Below are 18,569 nucleotides of genomic sequence, written 5' to 3' on the forward strand. Positions count from 1 at the left end.
AGTTTAAGATTTGCCGTAAGCTTTAAATTGCTTGCTGTTTTGATACGAATAAATTAATTATTGGGGTGGTTGTTTAATAAAATGTTTTTACTTTAGTAATTGAAGAACTAATTATTAACCATCCCTTGATCAGTGCTGAACAATTTTTTGTGTTTTGTCATGATCAATATTTACTATGCACAAAGCAAAATCATTTCTATCCAACCTCGTTTACAATAAGTTTTTTTGGCAATTCTTCCTTGCGGTTTTCATGCTCGGAATGGCTGTTTTTTTTATAAGGGCACAGCATGTAGAGGTTGTGCAAATAAGCGAGCAACTCCAGACTTCCATACCTCTCTACATTGTATTGGGTATTTTGTTAACCGGGGTTTATATTGTTGCCCAGGGCCAAATGTATGTGCACAGTTTCAAGGCTTTAAATGTCGACTTATCCTTAGGCAATGCCATCAAGCTTTTTTTGAAACGTAATTTAATCAGCATATTCTTACCTGCCGGAGGCTTTTCTTCCCTCATTTTTTTTACCCGGGAAATTGAGGAACAAGGTATATCTAAATCCAAAATCCATCTTTCCTCTACACTATTTGCCTTTTGCGGAATTCTATCCGTAGTTGTGGTTGCAATTCCTGTTCTGGGTATTGCCTTGCTATCAACTAAATTAGGTCAGGTTGAAATTTGGAGTTTTATTTTTTTATTGTTGCTTACCGGCTTTCTTTTTGTATCCATTTACTCCATCTCGAAAAAGGGCTGGGCCTATCGCTACATCGCTAAAATCAGACCATCCCTTTCAACTGTTTTTGATGATATGATCGAGGAACAAATCAGCAGAAAGCAGTTTTGGTTAACATTGCTGGTTTCCATTGCGATTGAGTTTATTGGCATTGTTCATTTATATATCTGTATGCTGGCATTGGGTTTTCAAGCCAGCATTCCCGCTGCAATTGTAGGCTATATCGTCATGGTCATTTTGCTCATTGCTTCGCCGTTTCTACGTGGTTTGGGTACCATTGAGGTTTCGCTTACCTTCATTCTCGGTCAATTCGGCTTCCCGCTTATTGCAGCAGCAACCATTACCCTAATGTTCAGGTTTTTCGAGTTCTGGCTGCCTTTAATCGGTGGTGTGATTGCATTTATTCTAAAAAAAGACAGTATCATTCTTCGTATCCTGCCGGCTTTCATTATCCTTATTTTGGGCGTGGTGAATATTATTTCTTCCATTACGCCATCCATTCCTACAAGGTTAAGGTTGGTCAAAAATATTCTGCCCGAGGATTTAATCGTAACCAGTAACGCATTGGTGCTCATTTTTGGTCTGATTCTGGTTATGGTAAGCATCTTTTTACTTCAAGGATCTAAAAGGGCCTGGTATGTTGCCATATCGCTAACCTTATTTTCCATCATCGGCCATTTGTTAAAGGCTGCGGATTATGAAGAGGCTGCACTTGCGCTGATTGCTGGCTCGTCATTATTTTATACCAGAGATAACTATAAACTCAAGCCTCATCCTAAATTTATTAAAATTAGCTACAGCGTATTTATCTATGCCATTGCATCAGTATTTGCTTATGGTGTATTGGGTTTCTACTTTATGGAGAAAAGACATTTCGGTGTAGAGTTCAAGTTTATTGATTCGGTAACAGCTGTGCTGAAGGTAATCTTCTTTATTGATGATAAGGCTTTGCACCCGTTAACAAAATTCGGTATCCACTTCGAGCAGTCGATTTACGCAGCAAGTGGGGTGGTGATCCTGTTCATCATCTTCAGTTTATTAAAACCATATTTTTCAAAACCCTACAATAGCCCTGAAGAATTTAAGGAGGCTGATTTGCTGATGGCTGCAAACGGAAATTCGGCACTTGACTATTTCAAAACCTATCCTGATAAGTTCATTTACTTTAACGATACCCGGACGGCATTTATCAGTTTCAAAATTACCAGGCATTTTGCGCTCGTATTGGAAGATCCTGTTGCAGATAATATGGCTGATAAAATCACGATGATTGAAAAATTTGAGGAACGTTGTCGGGAGAATGGTTTTATTGCAGCTTATTATCGCGTGGACGAAGATTCCCTGGATATGTATAAAGCCGTTGGCAAAAAGTATATTCCCATTGGCGAAGAGGCGATTCTTGATCTTCGGGCTTTTACCATTGATGGCGGGAAGATGAAAACCACCAGAAGTGCAATCAACAGATTGAGTGGTGAAGGCTATGTATTTAAGGTTTATAAAGGACAGCAAAAGGAAGGTCTGTTACAAAAGTTGCAGACGGTTTCTGATAATTGGCTTCGCGATTTAAACCAGAAAGAAGTTGCATTTACACAAGGCGTTTTCGACAAGAGCATTCTAAAAAACCAGGTTATTCTAACCATTGAGGATCAGGAGGAAAAAGTTTACGCATTCTTAAACCTAGTTCCGGATTATGCGCCAGGGGAGGCAACTTATGATTTAATCAGGAAGGAGACCGATGCACCAAATGGTGTTTTGGATATGCTGCTGGCAAAAACGTTTTTGTACCTCAAAGAAGAGGGCTTTGAAAGTGTAAATTTAGGACTTGCCCCACTTTCGGGCATTGATGGGCCTGATTTTACTCAAAAAACCATTAAGTATGCTTATGATAACCTAAAGGCTTTTGCTCAATTCAAGGGATTGAGAAAATACAAGGAAAAATTTTATCCATCATGGCGCAAAAAGTATCTGATCTACAGTCACCATTACCATTTGCTGCAAGTGCCGAACGCTTTAAAACGGATATCAGAGGGTAGTTAGTTTATAAACCCGACTGGATTGTGCTGACAACTTTCTGAATATCGTTATTGAATTTATGTGAACCTGGAATTTGGATTTTGCTGATGTTTTTTCTTTCTGGAAAAGCCTTGTAAATGTTATCATCTTCATCGCGGCCGAAAATTATCATTAAAGGGCTATTGATTTTGGCAAGTTCAGGCACGGTTTTGTATTTGGCCTCCTTGTTACCAAAACCAATCAAGTCGGTAAGCTTCACCACAAAATCGGTGGATGTTGATGGAGACAATACGACTGTGGATTGATGTTTTGACTGTAAATCTTTGGCTAAACGTGGTACAAGAAATAAAGCGGCATCCGCACCGAATGAATAGCCTAAAATCGAAAATTCGTCCTTATCCCAGGCTTTTAAATAATGTGCAATAATGCCATTCAAATCCTGCGCCAGCTTATCCGGGGTTTTCGCATCCCAGAAATATTTTTTACTATCCAGGCTAACTATTGCAAAGTTCTTCTCTGACAGGGCATCTACAACACTTTGTGAAAAGCTGTTCATTCCGCCATCACCGCTCAGGTAAAAAATAATGCGTTTGGCGCTGTTCTTTTTTTTAATGGATAGGGGATATTTTGACATATCTTGTCCATTTGCCTGAAAGGCATAAAAACCAATCAGCAAAAACACGTATAAGGAGATTTTTTTCATTGTTATTTTTTTGTTTTCAAAGCGGAAACTATTTTTTCATATTCGATTTCTTCATAATGATGATCCCCTCGAAGCTTGCTTAATATGAAGTTTTTCTGAATGGTGGATTCGAGCGGCTTTTCATTCTCCTCTATGCCGTAGAAACAGTAGATCGGCACATTGATTTTTTCAACTTCTTGGTTAACCTTATATGGATTATTGTCGCTCGAGAGATTAGTGAGATCGCCGAATCGAACTTTAAAAGCGGTAGTAGAATAGGGTGATAACATTTCTAAAGCCACTACATGTCTTTTTGCTCGGAATGGCAATCGATTGTAGATAAAAGGGATAATGTCGGCGCCAAAAGAATATCCACATAAATAAATCTGGTGCGTTTGATACTTCAGGGCATATTTTCTGATGAGCTGACTGATGTCTATTCCGGTTTCTTCTGGTGTTTTTTGCTTCCAGAAATAATCTCTTGAATTAATTCCAATCGTGTGAAAACCGTTTTTTGCAAACATTAAAGAAAGATCATCTTCAAACTTAATCCAGCCACCATCGCCAGAAAGAAAGATAAGCAGTTTTTTTGCAGCTGGATTTTTTGCAGGATAAAAGAAAACAGGCAAATTAAATTCCCGGCTTTCTACACCGAAATTTTCATGTACCCGCTCTCGTTTGAAGATTGCACAGCTATTCAGCAGAAGTATACTAATAACCAACAACCATCCAAAACCCTTCATCTTATAAAAATGTAAAACCAAGTGTAAATGAAAGTCCGTGAGGATTAATATCCAAATCGTTCGTACTCATTTTGTAACCTTTAAATCCGACAGCCAAAAAAGTATTTATACCTTGGCTGATGCGATATTTAGCACCAAACCCGGTGTAAACATAAAATCCCTGTTCTGAAACCTTCGTCTTTACATCTGGTGTAGGGTCTTCCGCACGGTTATATTGGTTAAATGAAATCCCAAGCGAGGTTTCGGAATAGGGTCTGATTTTTTTACTTGTTTTAAAGTTGTACTTCAAGTTGCCATAAACTGGCAGGAACCTCACTTGGTATAACACGTACCCATTGTCGTGATGTATTGGTGTGCTTGAATACTCAATCCCGATTCCTGGCTCAAGTCCGTTGCTGAAAAGGTAGTTCACCTTTAACGAAGGTGCATAAAAAAGATTACTGTGGGTAGAGCGCATCAACTCAAATGCGGGGGAGACTGAAAATTTACCAACGTCGTCATTTTGCTGTTGTGCGCTTACTAAAAAAGGCAAGGCGATCAGCAGGAATTGAAAGAAATATTTTTTAGAGATCATTTGATTTAAAAAGATGTAGTAAACATAATAAAAAGCCAACGCACTTGACGAAACTTCCATTATTTTTAAATCATAAAATTAGGATGATGGATAAATGGTTTATACTTGTTGGATGTAGGTTATGTTAATTGTTTCCAATACAGATCATTAATATTGGCTTATGGTTTTCGCGAGGTTCGATAACAAAATGTACATGTGTTAGACCCCTTAAATCTTTTCATCCTATCTCGGTTTCACGGAACTTTTTCTATTGGAGATTATTCTAAATGTGGCGAAAGATTTTCTGCTCAAGTCGTTACTTAATTTACTCCCTAATGTGTACTGATGAGTAGCTTAAGAATGACCTTGCAGCCCTGATCAATTCATCAAATGCTTTTTTCATGCCTAATTTCAATCGCGTAAAGCAAATGTTTTACCTGCAAATTTGATGTCAACAAAAAAGCTAAACTCTTGGGTGAGATTGGTCAGAAAGATCATGAACAACATTGACGTTTGCCAGGGGAGACTTTACACATTGGTAATATTAAATTAAAATACCTTTGCGTGTAAGCCTATAATTTTGTGGCTTCAATGATCCAAGATAAGATACGCGAAATTAGGGCAGGAGAACTGCCGGCTTTTAATGAGGCATATTCCCGTTATCACAAGCAGATTTATCAGTTTGTTTTTAAGAAAACACAATCAGAATATATTGCTACAGAAGTTGTTCAGCTTTGCTTTATCCGTTTGTGGGAAAAAAGAAATTCGTTGAGCGAAACCACCGAATTAAATGTTCAGCTTTTTGGTATGGCTCGCCAGGTAATGATTGATGAACTGAGAAAAGAATCAACCCGATTAAAATACAACACACAATCCAGCCAATATCCTTTCACTGATAATTTGATGAAAATGATTGAAAGTAAGGATATGTTAAAACATTTCGAGCAAGAAATAGAGGCGATGCCGCCGATGCGAAAAATGGTTTTTAACCTGAGTCGGAATAATGGACTTTCATATCTTGAAATCGCCGAAATGCTGGGTATTTCAACCAAAACCGTCGAAAACCATATTGGTAAGGTTTTATCGCGGTTAAAGCATTATATGTTCACCATATTCATGTAGCTATATTAAGTTATTGTTAACCCGTGGGGGCTAACCGGGCGGCATACGTAATTATGGTATGAAGCCAAACAAAGGAAGAAAACGCAAGCTCAGTAATGAGGTGTTTATTCAGGAAAATTTTAGTGATCAGCAATGGCAATCTTTTGAATCCAATGAGGCATTGTCTTCAGCCAAATCAGAAGAGATGCATCGTTTTGTGCTCAATGAAATTTTCGCCAAGCAAGCAAAAAAGCAAACCAGAAGAATCAAATTAATCCGGTTCAGTAAATATGCTGCTGCGGCTTGTGTAACGGTGCTTTTAGGGTTTGCATTGTATCTGGGCGTAAACAATGTTAGCAACCAAAGTGCAAAAATCAACCTGGTTGCCAAAACTACAATTAAACCAGTCGCAGCAGAAAATACCTGGAAAACCATTAATAATACCACTCAGGAAATACTTAATTATCAATTGCCGGATGCTTCACTGGTAACGATATATCCACATTCTGGTATTAAATTTAAAAATGCATTCGATCAAAAACTGCGTGATGTTTATTTAACCGGTAAAGCAAAGTTTAAGGTTAAAAGAAATACTTCGCGGCCATTTAGCGTGTATTCAGGTGTTTTAAAAACTACTGCTCTTGGCACTTCTTTTACCATAAATACCAAAGGAAAAAACATTTCTGTTAAGCTGCATACAGGGAAGATTGTTGTGGCAAATGTTAAAACCAAAAGGCCACTGGCATACATTTCTACCGTTGGAACCACTTTAATGTATGATCCAAATCTGGAATCTGCCAAATTCATCCGTCCAATAAAATTAGTTAAAGCGCCTACAGAAACCATTTCACATGAGGGCACTGTAATTAATATGAAAAATATTCCATTGGCGAAAGTATTCAATCTCTTGCACGAAGCATATGGAATTAAAATCAGCACCGATCAAAAAGAAATCAATCACATCACTTTTACAGGCAAAGTTGATACGGTAAGGGAACAACCAGAAGACATCCTTAAGGTAATATGCCTCATTAATAACATGACTTTTATTAAGGTATCAGAAAACGAATTTTTTATTCAAAAATCCAATTAATATAACCAAACAGCATCCACACAAATCATTATGTATTCAAAAAGATTAAACATGCTAAAACGTATGTTATGCCTCGGCATCATCGGTTGGGCAAGTCCACTTTTGGCACAGGAGCAACCCGTTAAAGGAATTGTTCTGGATATTACGGGACAGGGAATTCCCGGAGTAACCGTTAAAGCAGAGCATGAAAAAACACGCAAATCGGCGGTAACAACTTCATCAGGCACCGGTTTATTCAGCTTTTCAAACATTGCTCCTGGTGGTCCATATCGTTTTATTTTCAGTTCCATCGGTTTTAAATCTGATACGCTTTCGGGTTATACCGTTACCGCAGGGCAGCAAATTGCTTTGAGTATAAAATTAAAAGAAGCGTCAAATGATTTGCAGGAAGTGGTAATCGGTTATGGTAAAAGCAAAAGAAACGAAATTACCGGTGCCGTAACTTCCATTAAACCAGATGAATTTAACCGGGGTGTAGTGAGTTCTCCCGGACAGTTGCTGCAAGGTAAGGTGGCAGGTTTGAATATTACCAGAAGCGGTAATCCAACTGATAAGCCTGCCGTAATTTTACGTGGTCCATCGAGTTTTAGGGAAGGCGCACAAGAACCTTTTTATGTGATTGACGGTGTTCCAGGGGCATCGATCGATCTGGTAGCACCGGATGATATTTTAAGTATGGAGGTATTAAAAGATGCTTCATCAACCGCAATTTATGGCTCAAGAGCAGCGAACGGTGTTATCATGGTGAATACCAAAAACTCCGGCAAAGGGCTTGGGAAACTTTCATACAGTGCTTATGCTGCAGCTGAAACTATTTCTAATAGTATTGAAATGGCCACAGGCGATGAATTAAGAACCTATTTAAGAGATAACGGTAAGGTATTGGATAAAATAAGTGATGATGACAGCAATACCAATTGGCTTAATGAGGTAACTAGAACAGGTATTTCTCAAAACCACAACTTGAATTTTAATGGAGGTGGAGAAAATTCATCGTATGGCGCCAGTTTAAATTATTTTGATAATCAGGGTATTATTAAAAGTTCAGGGATGGAACGGTTCATTGCCAGGGCCAATATGGAACAAAGATTATTGAATAACCGCCTGAAAATAAATTTGAACTTAACCAATAGCAATACCACAAATGATAGGATTGCAAGCCAGGTTTACAACAATATGTTTACGTATTTACCGACTGTTGGTGTTAGAAAAGCAGATGGAAGTTTTTATGAAGACCCGACCAGAACAACCGGAACGGGTGGTTATTATAATCCGGTTGCCTTGCTTGAAAACAATACTTTTCAAGGCAAAACCAATCTTTACTTAATTAATGGTAATGTTAAAGCCAATATTTTAAACGGATTGGATTTCAATGCAATGGTTTCCGTGCAAAGTGAGCAGATTAATGAAAACCTGTACAATAACCGGTTTTCGATGTTAAAACAGGGATTTAACGGTTACGCAGAACGTTCGTCAGTAAAGAACACGCAAAAGGTATTTGAAGGTTATTTTAACTACGATAAAAGCTTTGGCGACCATAACCTGAAACTACTGGCTGGTTACTCGTGGCAGGAAAACCGCAATGGCGATGGTTTTCAAACTTCAGGGCAAAATTTCGTTTCAGATGATTTGTTGTGGAACAACCTGGGCTTAAGTAATGGTAACGGCTCAACGGTAGTAAATTATGGCAGCAATTACATTTCTACCCTTCGATTGATTTCCTTTTATGGAAGAGCCATCTATGACTATAAAGGCAAATATTTGCTGCAGGCCACCATTCGTAGGGATGGTTCATCAGCCTTTGGTATTAACAACAGATGGGGAATGTTTCCTTCAGTTTCTGCAGGCTGGAATATTGATCGCGAGGCCTTTATGCAAAATGTTTCCTTCGTTGATAACTTAAAGCTACGTGCTGGTTACGGCGTATCTGGAAATTCAATCGGTTTTGATGCCTACACCGCCCGACTTATTTATGGCGCACAAAGTGGATCTTATTTTTACTCCAACGGCAAGTGGTTAACGGCAATTGGCCCGACACAAAATGACAATCCCAACTTGAAATGGGAACGTACCGCTACGTTAAACATTGGTTTGGATTTTGGCCTTTTCAAAAATAAAGTTTCCGGATCACTTGATGTGTATAACAAAAAAACGACAGATCTGATTGCACCTTACTCCGTATCAACAACACAGTATCCATTTAATGTGTTAACTGCAAATGTTGGCGCAATGACGAATAAGGGTATCGAATTTACGTTGAATACATCGCCCGTTAAAACCAAAAACTTCAGCTGGAATACAGCGATTAATTTATCGCATAACAAAAACGAAATTACCTCAATCTCAAACGATTTATTTCAGGCCAGCGAATTTTATACGGCAAGTGTAGGCGGTAGAGGACAATCGGGTGCTTTGGGATATCAGATCATTAGAGAAGGGTTGCCTTTAGGTTCTTTTTACACGCTCAGGTATGCAGGTAAGGATGCCGCAGGAAAATCGATGTTTTACGATAAAGCTGGAAATGCATCAACAGCCAATACCGGTTTTGAAAATTTTGATGTTACCGGTTCAGCGCAACCCAAATTATTGTACGGTTGGAACAATACTTTCAGGTACAAACAATTTGATTTTAACTTTTTCATCCGTGGTGTTTATGGTAATAAAATCCTGAATGCAACGCTTGCTGATATGACTGCACCTATTTACGCTTTTCAAACCAACATTGCGAAGGAAGCCCTTACCGAATCGATTAATGATGATAAAGCTCAATTTGTTTCTGACCGTTATCTGGAAAGTGGTTCTTACCTGCGCCTGGATAATGCAACTTTAGGCTACACTTTCAAAATGAAAGGCAGCAGAAGCTTGCGCCTTTATGCTTCCGGAAACAATTTATTCATCATAACCAAATACAAAGGTGTAGATCCGGAAATTAATATGGCTGGTCAAACCCCAGGTATTGATTATCGTAATTTCTATCCTAAAACCCGTTCGGCAATTTTTGGACTAAACTTCAATCTATAATATTTACAACTTTTAATATGAAAAAATATATAACAGCGGCGGCGTTAGTGGCTTTCACATTAAGCGCTTGTACTAAACTGGATGTAAATGTGGAATCACAATTAACCAGTGAAAATTTTCCGGTAACCCCAGATGCTTTTGTGGCGGCAACCGGAACGGTCTACCAAAAATTTAATTCAGGTTTTGGTACGGATGTTTGGCGGATTTACGAATTAACCAGTGAAGAAGCCATTATTACAGCCCGAAATGGCGGTTATTATGATCAGGGCAGATACCAGACTTTGCACAAACACAACTGGTTACCCGATCAGCCCATTGTTCAAAGTGCCTGGCAATGGGGTTACGCTGGCATCAGCGATTGTAACCGGGTATTGAATTTGCTCGAAAAATCGGTAGACAGCCCTACTAAAATTCAATTTTTAAATGAAATCAGAGCGATGAGGGCCTTGTACTACTTTTACATTATGGATATGTTTGGCAATGTGCCGATTACCAGTTTTGGAAGTGTTGAAAGCCCTAAACAATCTACAAAAGCTGAAGTCTTTGCCTATATCGAAAAAGAACTTCTGGCTGTTTCTGAAGGATTATCAGCTCCTGCTACTGTTACCGCTGAGTTCTATGGTCGCCCGACAAAATGGATGGCTTATGCGTTATTGCAAAAACTTTATATTAACGCCCAACAATATATTGGTAAGCCGATGTATGCCGAATCGATTACTTATGGCGATAAAATCATCAATGGCACATCCATGGCTTTAGTGAGCGATTACAATACACTCTTTTCGCCTTCCAATGGTGCCAACACAGAAACCATATTTGCTGCCATTTACGATGCCAATTATTCTGCCGGAAATGCCATTACCCGCTATACCTTGCACAGCACTTTAAGGGCAAAATATAATCTTCCTTTTAGTCCGAGTAATGCGCAATGTACCTTAAAAGAGTTTTATGATACCTTTAATCTGCCTGGGGATGTACGTAACGCCACCTGGCTTGCTGGCAGGCAGTTTCTAGCTGATGGCACCACGCCAATTATGAATGGTTCTGCTCAATTAAATTTTACTCCTGAAATCATTTTAACCAATGATCAAACCATGGATGTAGGCGCTGAAGTGGGGGGTATTTCCAGAGGCGTTCGTTCAATTAAGTTTTATCCTGATCCAAATACAAACAGCAGTACACGTTTTCAAAATAATGATATGCCAATTTTCAGGTTGGCAGACGTTTACCTGCTAAAAGCTGAAGCTTTACTGAGGACCAATGGATCGACAGCTGAAGCAGTGAAACTGGTAAACCGGGTGCGTGTTCGTGCAAAGGCGGCAGAGGTAACCACCATTACTTTAGACGGGATTTTGGAAGAACGCGGACGCGAACTAGCCTGGGAAGGATGGCGCAGAAATGATTTGATCCGCTTTGGCAAATATCAGGGCAAATGGGGATTTAAAGCAGGTAATGAAGGTGCTTACCGCGACATTTTTCCAATTCCTGCAACAGAGTTGGTGCTTAATAAAAACCTTAAACAAAATACAGGTTACTAAAATGAAGAGAAGAGATTTTGTAAAAGGAACAGCGTTAGGCGCTCTAGGTGCAGGCATGCTTGCGCCATTACACTCGTTTGCCGAAACCCGAGAAACACATTTGGAAAGTGAGGATGTTGCACCAAGAAGTGAATTAAAGGATGATTATCCGGTTCATTTTATGGCCGTTGGAGATTGGGGCAGAAACGGTGCGGATCACCAGCTTCACGTGGCCAAACAGATGGGGAAGTGGGCAACCGAAAACCCAAATGATTTTATTATTTCGTTAGGCGATAATTTTTACCCGAAAGGGGTTACCAGTGAACACGATCCACTGTGGCATTATTCTTTCGAAAATATCTATACAGATTTTACTTTGCAATGGGATTGGTATCCGATTCTAGGAAACCACGATTACATTTCTGATCCGGATGCGCAGGTAAGGTACAGCAAAATCAGCCGGCGATGGAAAATGCCATCACGCTATTATTCAAAAGAAGTGCCCATTAAGGGTGGCGGAAAGGTGTTAATGATTTATATCGATACTTGTCCGCTGATTCCTGAATTCCATCAAAGTGAGCAGTACAAACCCTGGGTGCAAGATCAGCATCCAGAAAAACAACTAAAATGGCTGGATGACACATTAAAAAATGCAGGGCCAGATGTAAAGTGGAAAATGGTGATGGGGCATCATCCAATTTATACGGTTGGGCCAAGAATTAAAAACTACGATACCTTAGCAGTCAGGAAAGTGCTCGAAGATATCTTCCAGCGCAATAAGGTTGATGTTTATTTATCAGGTCATGATCATTCGCTACAACATCTGGTAACGCCGGGCATCACGCATCAGTTTATTTCCGGGGCAGGTTCGGAGGTTACACCCGTAAGCAGCGGAATACCCTACAGTAAATTTGAGGCATCAGATTATGGTTTTATGTACTTTTCAATTGATCAGAACCGATTGAATGCAAAAATCATTGATCACACTGGTAAAAATATTTACGAAACCACTTTACGTAAACCTTAAAAAGGAACTCTTTTTCGCCAAAGGCTGCCTCTAAAATTTTGGATTAAATGATTTAACATTTAACAAAATATTGGTGAGGCAGCTTTTTTTTATTGATTTAATTTATGGGTTTAACCTTAATTTAACATGGCCGGTCTTTCTTTGTCGCCATAAATCCTTCGACATGAAAAAACACTTCGGCATTTGCCTAATCTTATTCTTCTTCACCTGGAGTGCCTTTAGTCAGGAAGCCGAATTCGGTGGACCTGCTTTTGCCGACGTAAAAAAGCCGATAGAATCTTTGGTTGAACTAAAGAAACAATACCAATGGTCAATTGAACACAATGACGTGGTTTTGGAGGGAGAATGTTTACAGCAAATGGGAAGGGTTTGCTATCGCCAGGGACATTTTAGGCAGGCATTAGAATTCTTTTTAAAAGCAGAAAAAATATTCAGCAATAACGGTAAACCTTTGTCACTTGCTGCGAACCTAAGCGATGTCGGGGTTTTATACTACTACATTAAACAACCAGATAAGGCGATGAAAAACTATTCGCTGGCATTATCGATTTATAAAAAACAAAAGGATCTAAAAGGTCAGGCCATGGTATATGGTCACATCGGCCAGCTTTACGAAAAACGCAAAAGCTTTGATAGTGCCTTCGTGTACCAAAGGCTGGCGCTAAAAATTATCGAAAAAACCAACGACAGGAGTGGTGCTGCTAAAATTTATGAAAACCTGGGCAGCATATACGAAGACCTGGAAAAATATGAATTGGCAGACCAGCACTTCAAAAAATCACTTTTCTTATATCAAAAAGACCATAATGAACTGGGCAGCATTGAAGTCATTAATAACCTCGGCGATATCTTACGTAAAACCGGAAATTACAGCAAGAGTATAACGGAAACCAGGTTAGCCATGCACCTGGCAAGTAAGCTCGGAAATGCTTACCAATTGGCATCTTGTTGTAGAGATTTGGGCAAGGCTTATGAGTTGTTAAATCAAATGGATAGCGCTTATCATTATATCCAGCTGGGCTACAAGTACACCTTAGATCTGTATTCGGAAGATGGTGCCAAACAAGTGGCTTTTTTGCAGGTACTTTATGATATCAATAAAAAATCAGATGAAATCAATAAACTTCATGCAGATAAAAAAATCAACAGGATTATTGTAACCGCTGCCACAATCGTGGTAGTGCTGCTTATTATTCTTGGGTTTGTGATCTTTAGCAGGCAACGGTTTAAGCTAAGGGACGAAAAAATGTTGGGTAAGCAAAAGCAAATTGAACATGATTTAACCAGTCTGGAATTAAAAAATCTTCAGTTGGAAGAGCAAAACCTTAAACAACAGCTGGAGGTAAAAAGCCGTGAACTTTCTACGCATACTTTAAATCTGATCAAAAACAATCAGTTTCTCGAAAACCTGCGTAATACGTTGCAGGCAATGGTAAAGGATGATAAACGTGACCAGAAAAAACAAATGAATCATATTTTAACGGAGATTAACCAAAGTTTTAATCACGAAAGAAACTGGAAAGAATTTACGCAGGCTTTTGAACAGGTTCACCATCAGTTCCTGGAGAATCTTAGAAAATTTAGCAATGAGCTTACCTCAGCAGATATGCGGTTAATCGCTTTGCTTAAAATGAATCTTGATTCTACTGATGTGGCAACCTTGCTGGGTATTTCGACAGATAGCCTACGCGTATCGAGATATCGTTTAAGAAAGAAACTAAATCTTTCGCAGGGCGATAATTTATCAGCATTTATTCAGGCACTTTAGCCGTTACAATTCAAATTTAAAAATCGATTTTCATCGCCATTTACATGCTTAACAATTTGTTAATGTAACGGTAATAAAAGCATAACGGCGCTTTTAGGTTGCGTTATCTACTTGATAATCAATATTTTATTTATTGGTGTTGCTTTCTGATATATGCCTATAGTAACGCTGTTGCTTTTATGTAACCCGCTAAATTTTTCAGTGTGGATGCGTGTACACACCTTTGCCATGTCGATAATAAAAAGATATGACCAAACGCAATGAATAAACTTTTACAAATTCTATTTCTTCTTCTTTTTTGTACTGGCACAGCCAACGCTACAAAAATTAAAGGACACGTTTATGATAGGCAAACCGGCGAGGCCATTGTAGGCGCCACGGTTGTACTTGATAATCCCAGGCGGGTAACCAACACTGGTCTTGACGGTACATTTGAGTTCAAAGGCATGGCGACAGGGCTAGCTAACATTAGTGTAAGTTACATTACTTATCAAACCATAACCAAAACCATTATGGTAGAGAAAGAAGATAATGAGCACTTAAAGTTTTATATGGAAAGTGATTCAAAAGCGCTGGATGATGTAACCATCAAATCAAATACGGTAAGCTCAACCGATCAGGGTGCCCGCAGGCTGGAAAAAAATGCGACACAGATCATGAATATCGTTTCAGGCAGGTCAATTGAGATTTCTCCTGATTTAACGGTTGCCAATGTCATGCAACGTATTTCAGGAGTATCTATTGAGCGTAATAGCAATGGCGACGGACAATATGCCATTTTAAGGGGGATGGATAAACGCTACAATTATACTTTAGTAAATGGTGTTAAAATCCCAAGTCCTGATAATAAATACCGTTATGTACCGCTCGATCTTTTTCCATCTGATTTGCTTGATCGACTTGAAGTTTATAAAACACTCACACCAAACCTTGAAGGTGATGCCATTGGCGGTGCAATTAACATGGTAATGAAAAATGCTCCAGGCAAATTTCAGGTAAACGCAAATGTTTCATCCGGTTACAGTCAACTCTTCATCGATCGGAAATTTGCCAGTTTTAATTCATCAGATATTAATTATAAATCGCCTTACGAATTGAATGGCAAAAGCTATACTGCTACACAAAACGATTTTACGAAAGGAACGCTTGATTATAAATATAAAAATCCGGCACCGAATTTAATTGGTAGTTTGTCACTCAGCCAGCGGTTTTTAGACAATAAATTGGGTGTTGTTTTAGCCGGAAGTTATCAAAATACTTATCGCGGCAGTAACAGCACCTTTTACAATACTGCTGTAAACGGAACAGACGCTTATGCTGTGATCACGAATAAAAGCTACAGGGAATTTTCGGAGCAGCAACAACGTACAGGTTTACATGGAAAAGTTGATTATGTTTTTAATCAAAACCACCAATTAAGCCTTTACAACGTGTACGTAAATTTAAAGAACGAACAATTAAGGGATGCAGTGACAACAACTTATAACGGTGTTTATAATCCTGCGCTGGGCAATGCTGAACTGGTTTACAATACCCGTAGCCGCTTAACCGAACAACAGATTTACAACAGTACACTTCATGGCGACCATAAATTTTTCGATGGAAAATTTAAATTACAATGGTCTGCGGTGTATTCCTCAGCTAAGAACGATGTGCCTGAAAATACCAGTATCAGCTTAAACGGAATCCAGCAGAATTTTCAAAGCCGACGTTTGAGTTTGGTTAATACTTCGCCTGTAAATCGCAGGTGGGAGCGCAACACTGATGAAGATTTAGCAGGTTATCTGGATCTTTCTTACCGAATCGATATTGGTAAAAATAAGCTGGATATAATGGCTGGTGGTTTATATCGCGATAAGCAGCGGAGCAGTTTCTTTAATAATTACACGCTGGCACCAAGTGCTGCCGATGCAAGCAAGATATATGGAGTTGATTTTCAAAATTATACTGATTTAAACCTCGTGGTGAGCAACCCAACAGGTGCAGTAGCCAATCCACTAACCTATGATGCAACCGAAAAAATTTCAGCAGGTTATGGAATGTTTAAATATGCCGCTGATAAACTGGAAATTGTTGGTGGTGCAAGGGTAGAACATACCGCCCAGGGCTATAATTTACTTTTTCCGGCTGGAGAAACCTTTCCGAAAGGACAGCAAGTTTATACTGATGTTTTGCCAAGCTTAACTGCAAAGTATTTCATCACTGATAAGGCACAATTACATGCGTCTTATTACAAAGCGCTTAACCGGCCGGGTTTCTATGAAATTGTACCGGGTAAGGTGGTTAACGAAGAGTATCAGGAGCGTGGCAATCCAAACTTAAAACGTGCCCTGGCCGATAACTTTGACTTAAGATATGAGCTTTTCCCTGGCGCATCAGAACAGTTGCTTGTAGGTGCATTTTACAAACGCATCAAAGACCCGATTGAATATACTTTTCAGGCTGATGCTGTTCGCGGACAGGATATTTATTACACTCCGGGAAACTTTGGTACAGCCAATAACTATGGCGCTGAGGTAGACTATATTAAATATTTCAGTAAAATAGGCTTAAAGGCAAACTATACCTACACGCATTCGCGAATTACTACGCCTAAAACAACGAGAACTATCAATCCAGCTACCGGAGATATCCAGGCACTATCGGTTGATCAGGAACGCCCGCTTTATGGTCAGTCTGAACATATCGCCAATGTTTCTTTATTGTTCAAGGATACCAAAAAAGGTTGGGATGCACAGCTGGCGGGAGCATATACAGGGCCGAGAATCAATACGGTTTCTCAATTTTTGAATAATGATTTATGGCAGGAAGGATTTATCCAGATGGATGCATCGGCAGAAAAAAGATTTAAAAGTGGTATTAGTGTTTTCATCAAAGCCAATAACATTTTAAATACACCAACCAAGCTGTTCATCAAAGGCACTAATCCGGAGAATAACAAAATCAATGAGGATTTGGTAAAGGATGGAAATACTTTGGTTAGAAGTGATTATTACGGGCAAAACTATTTAGTTGGCTTTAGGTATAAATTTAATTAATTGAAATTTTAAAGATAAAAACATGAAATCGAATCAGATTTTTAAATTGTTAATTCTTGCACTTCTGGCATTAACAGGCTGTGAAAAAGCAAACATTGATGTTGATACAACCGTTGTTGATGGCGCTGCAATCGGTGAAGTTTCTGGCGTTTGGGCAAAAGGAAGCACACAGCTGATCAAAGGTGATATCATTATCCCGGAAGGTAAATCGCTCACCATTGAAGAAGGTGTTACGGTGTTGATGGATACGGTTGCTAAACCCGAAATTATTGTAAAAGGTAATTTGTATGCCTTGGGTACGGCAGAAAATCCAATCAAATTTACCGTAAACGAATTTTACAAAACCGCTCAAAAGAAATTCGGTAAGTTATGGGGTGGTATTTTGGCAGGCCCAACCTGCGAAGAATTGGTATTGGATCATACAATTATTGAGTATGCCGGTTCAACCACTTCCGATGCATCTACATCGGTAAAAATGGGATTATACAAAGCCGTTGCCGGAGAAAATCTTCCTGCATTGTGGTTTTCCAATGCAAAAGGAAAGTTAGTGGTTCAGAACAGTATTTTCAGAAATCTTCAGGAAGATTGTACTTATATTGAGGGTGGAAAAATTATTTTCGCCAATAATGTTTTTTACACTACGGGTGTAACGGGCGGTGAGGCGATGAATTTTAAATCTGGCTGTTTGGCTGATATTGCTTATAACTTGGTTTATAGCACCAACACCAATGCTTTAAAGCTATCGAACACAGGAGATAAAACGCCACAAACCTATATCATTATTTATAACAATACGATGGTTAACACAGGTTGGAGACGGCCAACAGCTAAAGGTGGATCGGTTTGGCTGGAAAGTACCGTTCGTGCTGATTTGTACAACAATCTTTTTGCGAATACCCGTTTTGGTATAAAAAGAGATCCAAAGAAACCAGAAGATACCCGTTCTGCTTACAGCAACAACTGGTATTATGGATTTGATCAGCTTACGGTTAGCCAGTTTCAGCCAGGTAAAAACGATGTGATTGGCGGAGTTAATGATGTAATCAGTACCGTTGCCGGAGCCAATGATCCTAAATTTGTGAACTATCCGGTAAATACCGCAGTATCAAATGCTGATTTTAATACTTTATGGGATTTTCACCTACAGGGAAATTCTCCTGCATTAACTAAAGGAATTACAAACTTTACCCGACACCACGCTGCAGGAATGGTAATGAAAAATGGGATAACTTACAGCTCTCCGGCGCCAGCTGTTTTTGTGGGTGCTTATGGCATAAAAAAATAAA

General features: G+C 39.1%; 12 protein-coding genes. 9 read left to right on the forward strand and 3 right to left on the reverse strand.

From position 1 onward, the window contains the following. Positions 1-175: 175 nt before the first annotated feature. A complete protein-coding gene (locus R2Q70_RS11490; RefSeq protein ID WP_316807717.1) occupies positions 176-2,764 on the forward strand; it encodes a phosphatidylglycerol lysyltransferase domain-containing protein in 2,589 nt (862 codons plus the stop codon). A 1-nt stretch (position 2,765) separates the two neighbouring features. Here the strand turns inward: R2Q70_RS11490 and R2Q70_RS11495 are convergent, their stop codons facing one another. The 3 genes from R2Q70_RS11495 to R2Q70_RS11505 are packed head-to-tail and all read right to left on the reverse strand — an operon-like array spanning position 2,766 to position 4,799. Beyond that, positions 2,766-3,443: an AcvB/VirJ family lysyl-phosphatidylglycerol hydrolase gene (locus tag R2Q70_RS11495; protein WP_316807718.1), complete on the reverse strand. Its 678-nt coding sequence runs from the start codon at positions 3,441-3,443 to the stop codon at positions 2,766-2,768. Positions 3,444-3,445: 2 nt separating this feature from the next. Further along, entirely contained in the window at positions 3,446-4,165 is a 720-nt protein-coding gene (locus tag R2Q70_RS11500; protein WP_316807719.1) for an AcvB/VirJ family lysyl-phosphatidylglycerol hydrolase, read from the reverse strand. A gap of 1 nt (position 4,166) precedes the next feature. Then, complete coding sequence (locus R2Q70_RS11505) at positions 4,167-4,799, reverse strand: outer membrane beta-barrel protein (protein ID WP_316807720.1); 633 nt, start codon at positions 4,797-4,799, stop codon at positions 4,167-4,169. A 510-nt stretch (positions 4,800-5,309) separates the two neighbouring features. On the opposite strand from R2Q70_RS11505, the gene R2Q70_RS11510 reads away from it, so the two are divergent. The 8 genes from R2Q70_RS11510 (at position 5,310) to R2Q70_RS11545 (ending at position 18,568) form a co-directional block, all read left to right on the forward strand. After that, on the forward strand, positions 5,310-5,840 hold the full coding sequence (locus R2Q70_RS11510) for a sigma-70 family RNA polymerase sigma factor (protein ID WP_316807721.1): 531 nt from the start codon (positions 5,310-5,312) through the stop codon (positions 5,838-5,840). Between the two features lie 58 nt (positions 5,841-5,898). Continuing rightward, positions 5,899-6,912: a FecR family protein gene (locus R2Q70_RS11515; protein WP_316807722.1), complete on the forward strand. Its 1,014-nt coding sequence runs from the start codon at positions 5,899-5,901 to the stop codon at positions 6,910-6,912. Between the two features lie 51 nt (positions 6,913-6,963). Next, positions 6,964-9,933, forward strand: a complete 2,970-nt coding sequence (locus tag R2Q70_RS11520) for a SusC/RagA family TonB-linked outer membrane protein (RefSeq protein WP_316807723.1) — start codon at positions 6,964-6,966, stop codon at positions 9,931-9,933. 17 nt (positions 9,934-9,950) lie between these two features. Beyond that, complete coding sequence (locus R2Q70_RS11525; protein WP_316807724.1) at positions 9,951-11,471, forward strand: RagB/SusD family nutrient uptake outer membrane protein; 1,521 nt, start codon at positions 9,951-9,953, stop codon at positions 11,469-11,471. 1 nt (position 11,472) lies between these two features. After that, positions 11,473-12,477, forward strand: coding sequence for a metallophosphoesterase (locus tag R2Q70_RS11530; protein WP_316807725.1), 1,005 nt, complete (start codon positions 11,473-11,475; stop codon positions 12,475-12,477). Positions 12,478-12,640: 163 nt separating this feature from the next. Beyond that, the gene (locus tag R2Q70_RS11535) at positions 12,641-14,245 is read left to right on the forward strand and encodes a tetratricopeptide repeat protein (RefSeq protein WP_316807726.1); all 1,605 of its coding nucleotides are present in this window, start codon (positions 12,641-12,643) and stop codon (positions 14,243-14,245) included. Positions 14,246-14,505: 260 nt separating this feature from the next. Further along, positions 14,506-17,283, forward strand: a complete 2,778-nt coding sequence (locus R2Q70_RS11540; RefSeq protein ID WP_316807727.1) for a TonB-dependent receptor — start codon at positions 14,506-14,508, stop codon at positions 17,281-17,283. A gap of 22 nt (positions 17,284-17,305) precedes the next feature. Further along, positions 17,306-18,568 carry a right-handed parallel beta-helix repeat-containing protein gene (locus R2Q70_RS11545; RefSeq protein WP_316807728.1) on the forward strand — a complete coding sequence of 421 codons (1,263 nt, stop codon included), beginning with the start codon at positions 17,306-17,308 and terminating at the stop codon, positions 18,566-18,568. The last annotated feature ends 1 nt before the right edge of the window (position 18,569 follow it).

The sequence above is a fragment of the Pedobacter agri genome, assembly GCF_032678665.1.
Classification (GTDB): domain Bacteria; phylum Bacteroidota; class Bacteroidia; order Sphingobacteriales; family Sphingobacteriaceae; genus Pedobacter; species Pedobacter agri_A.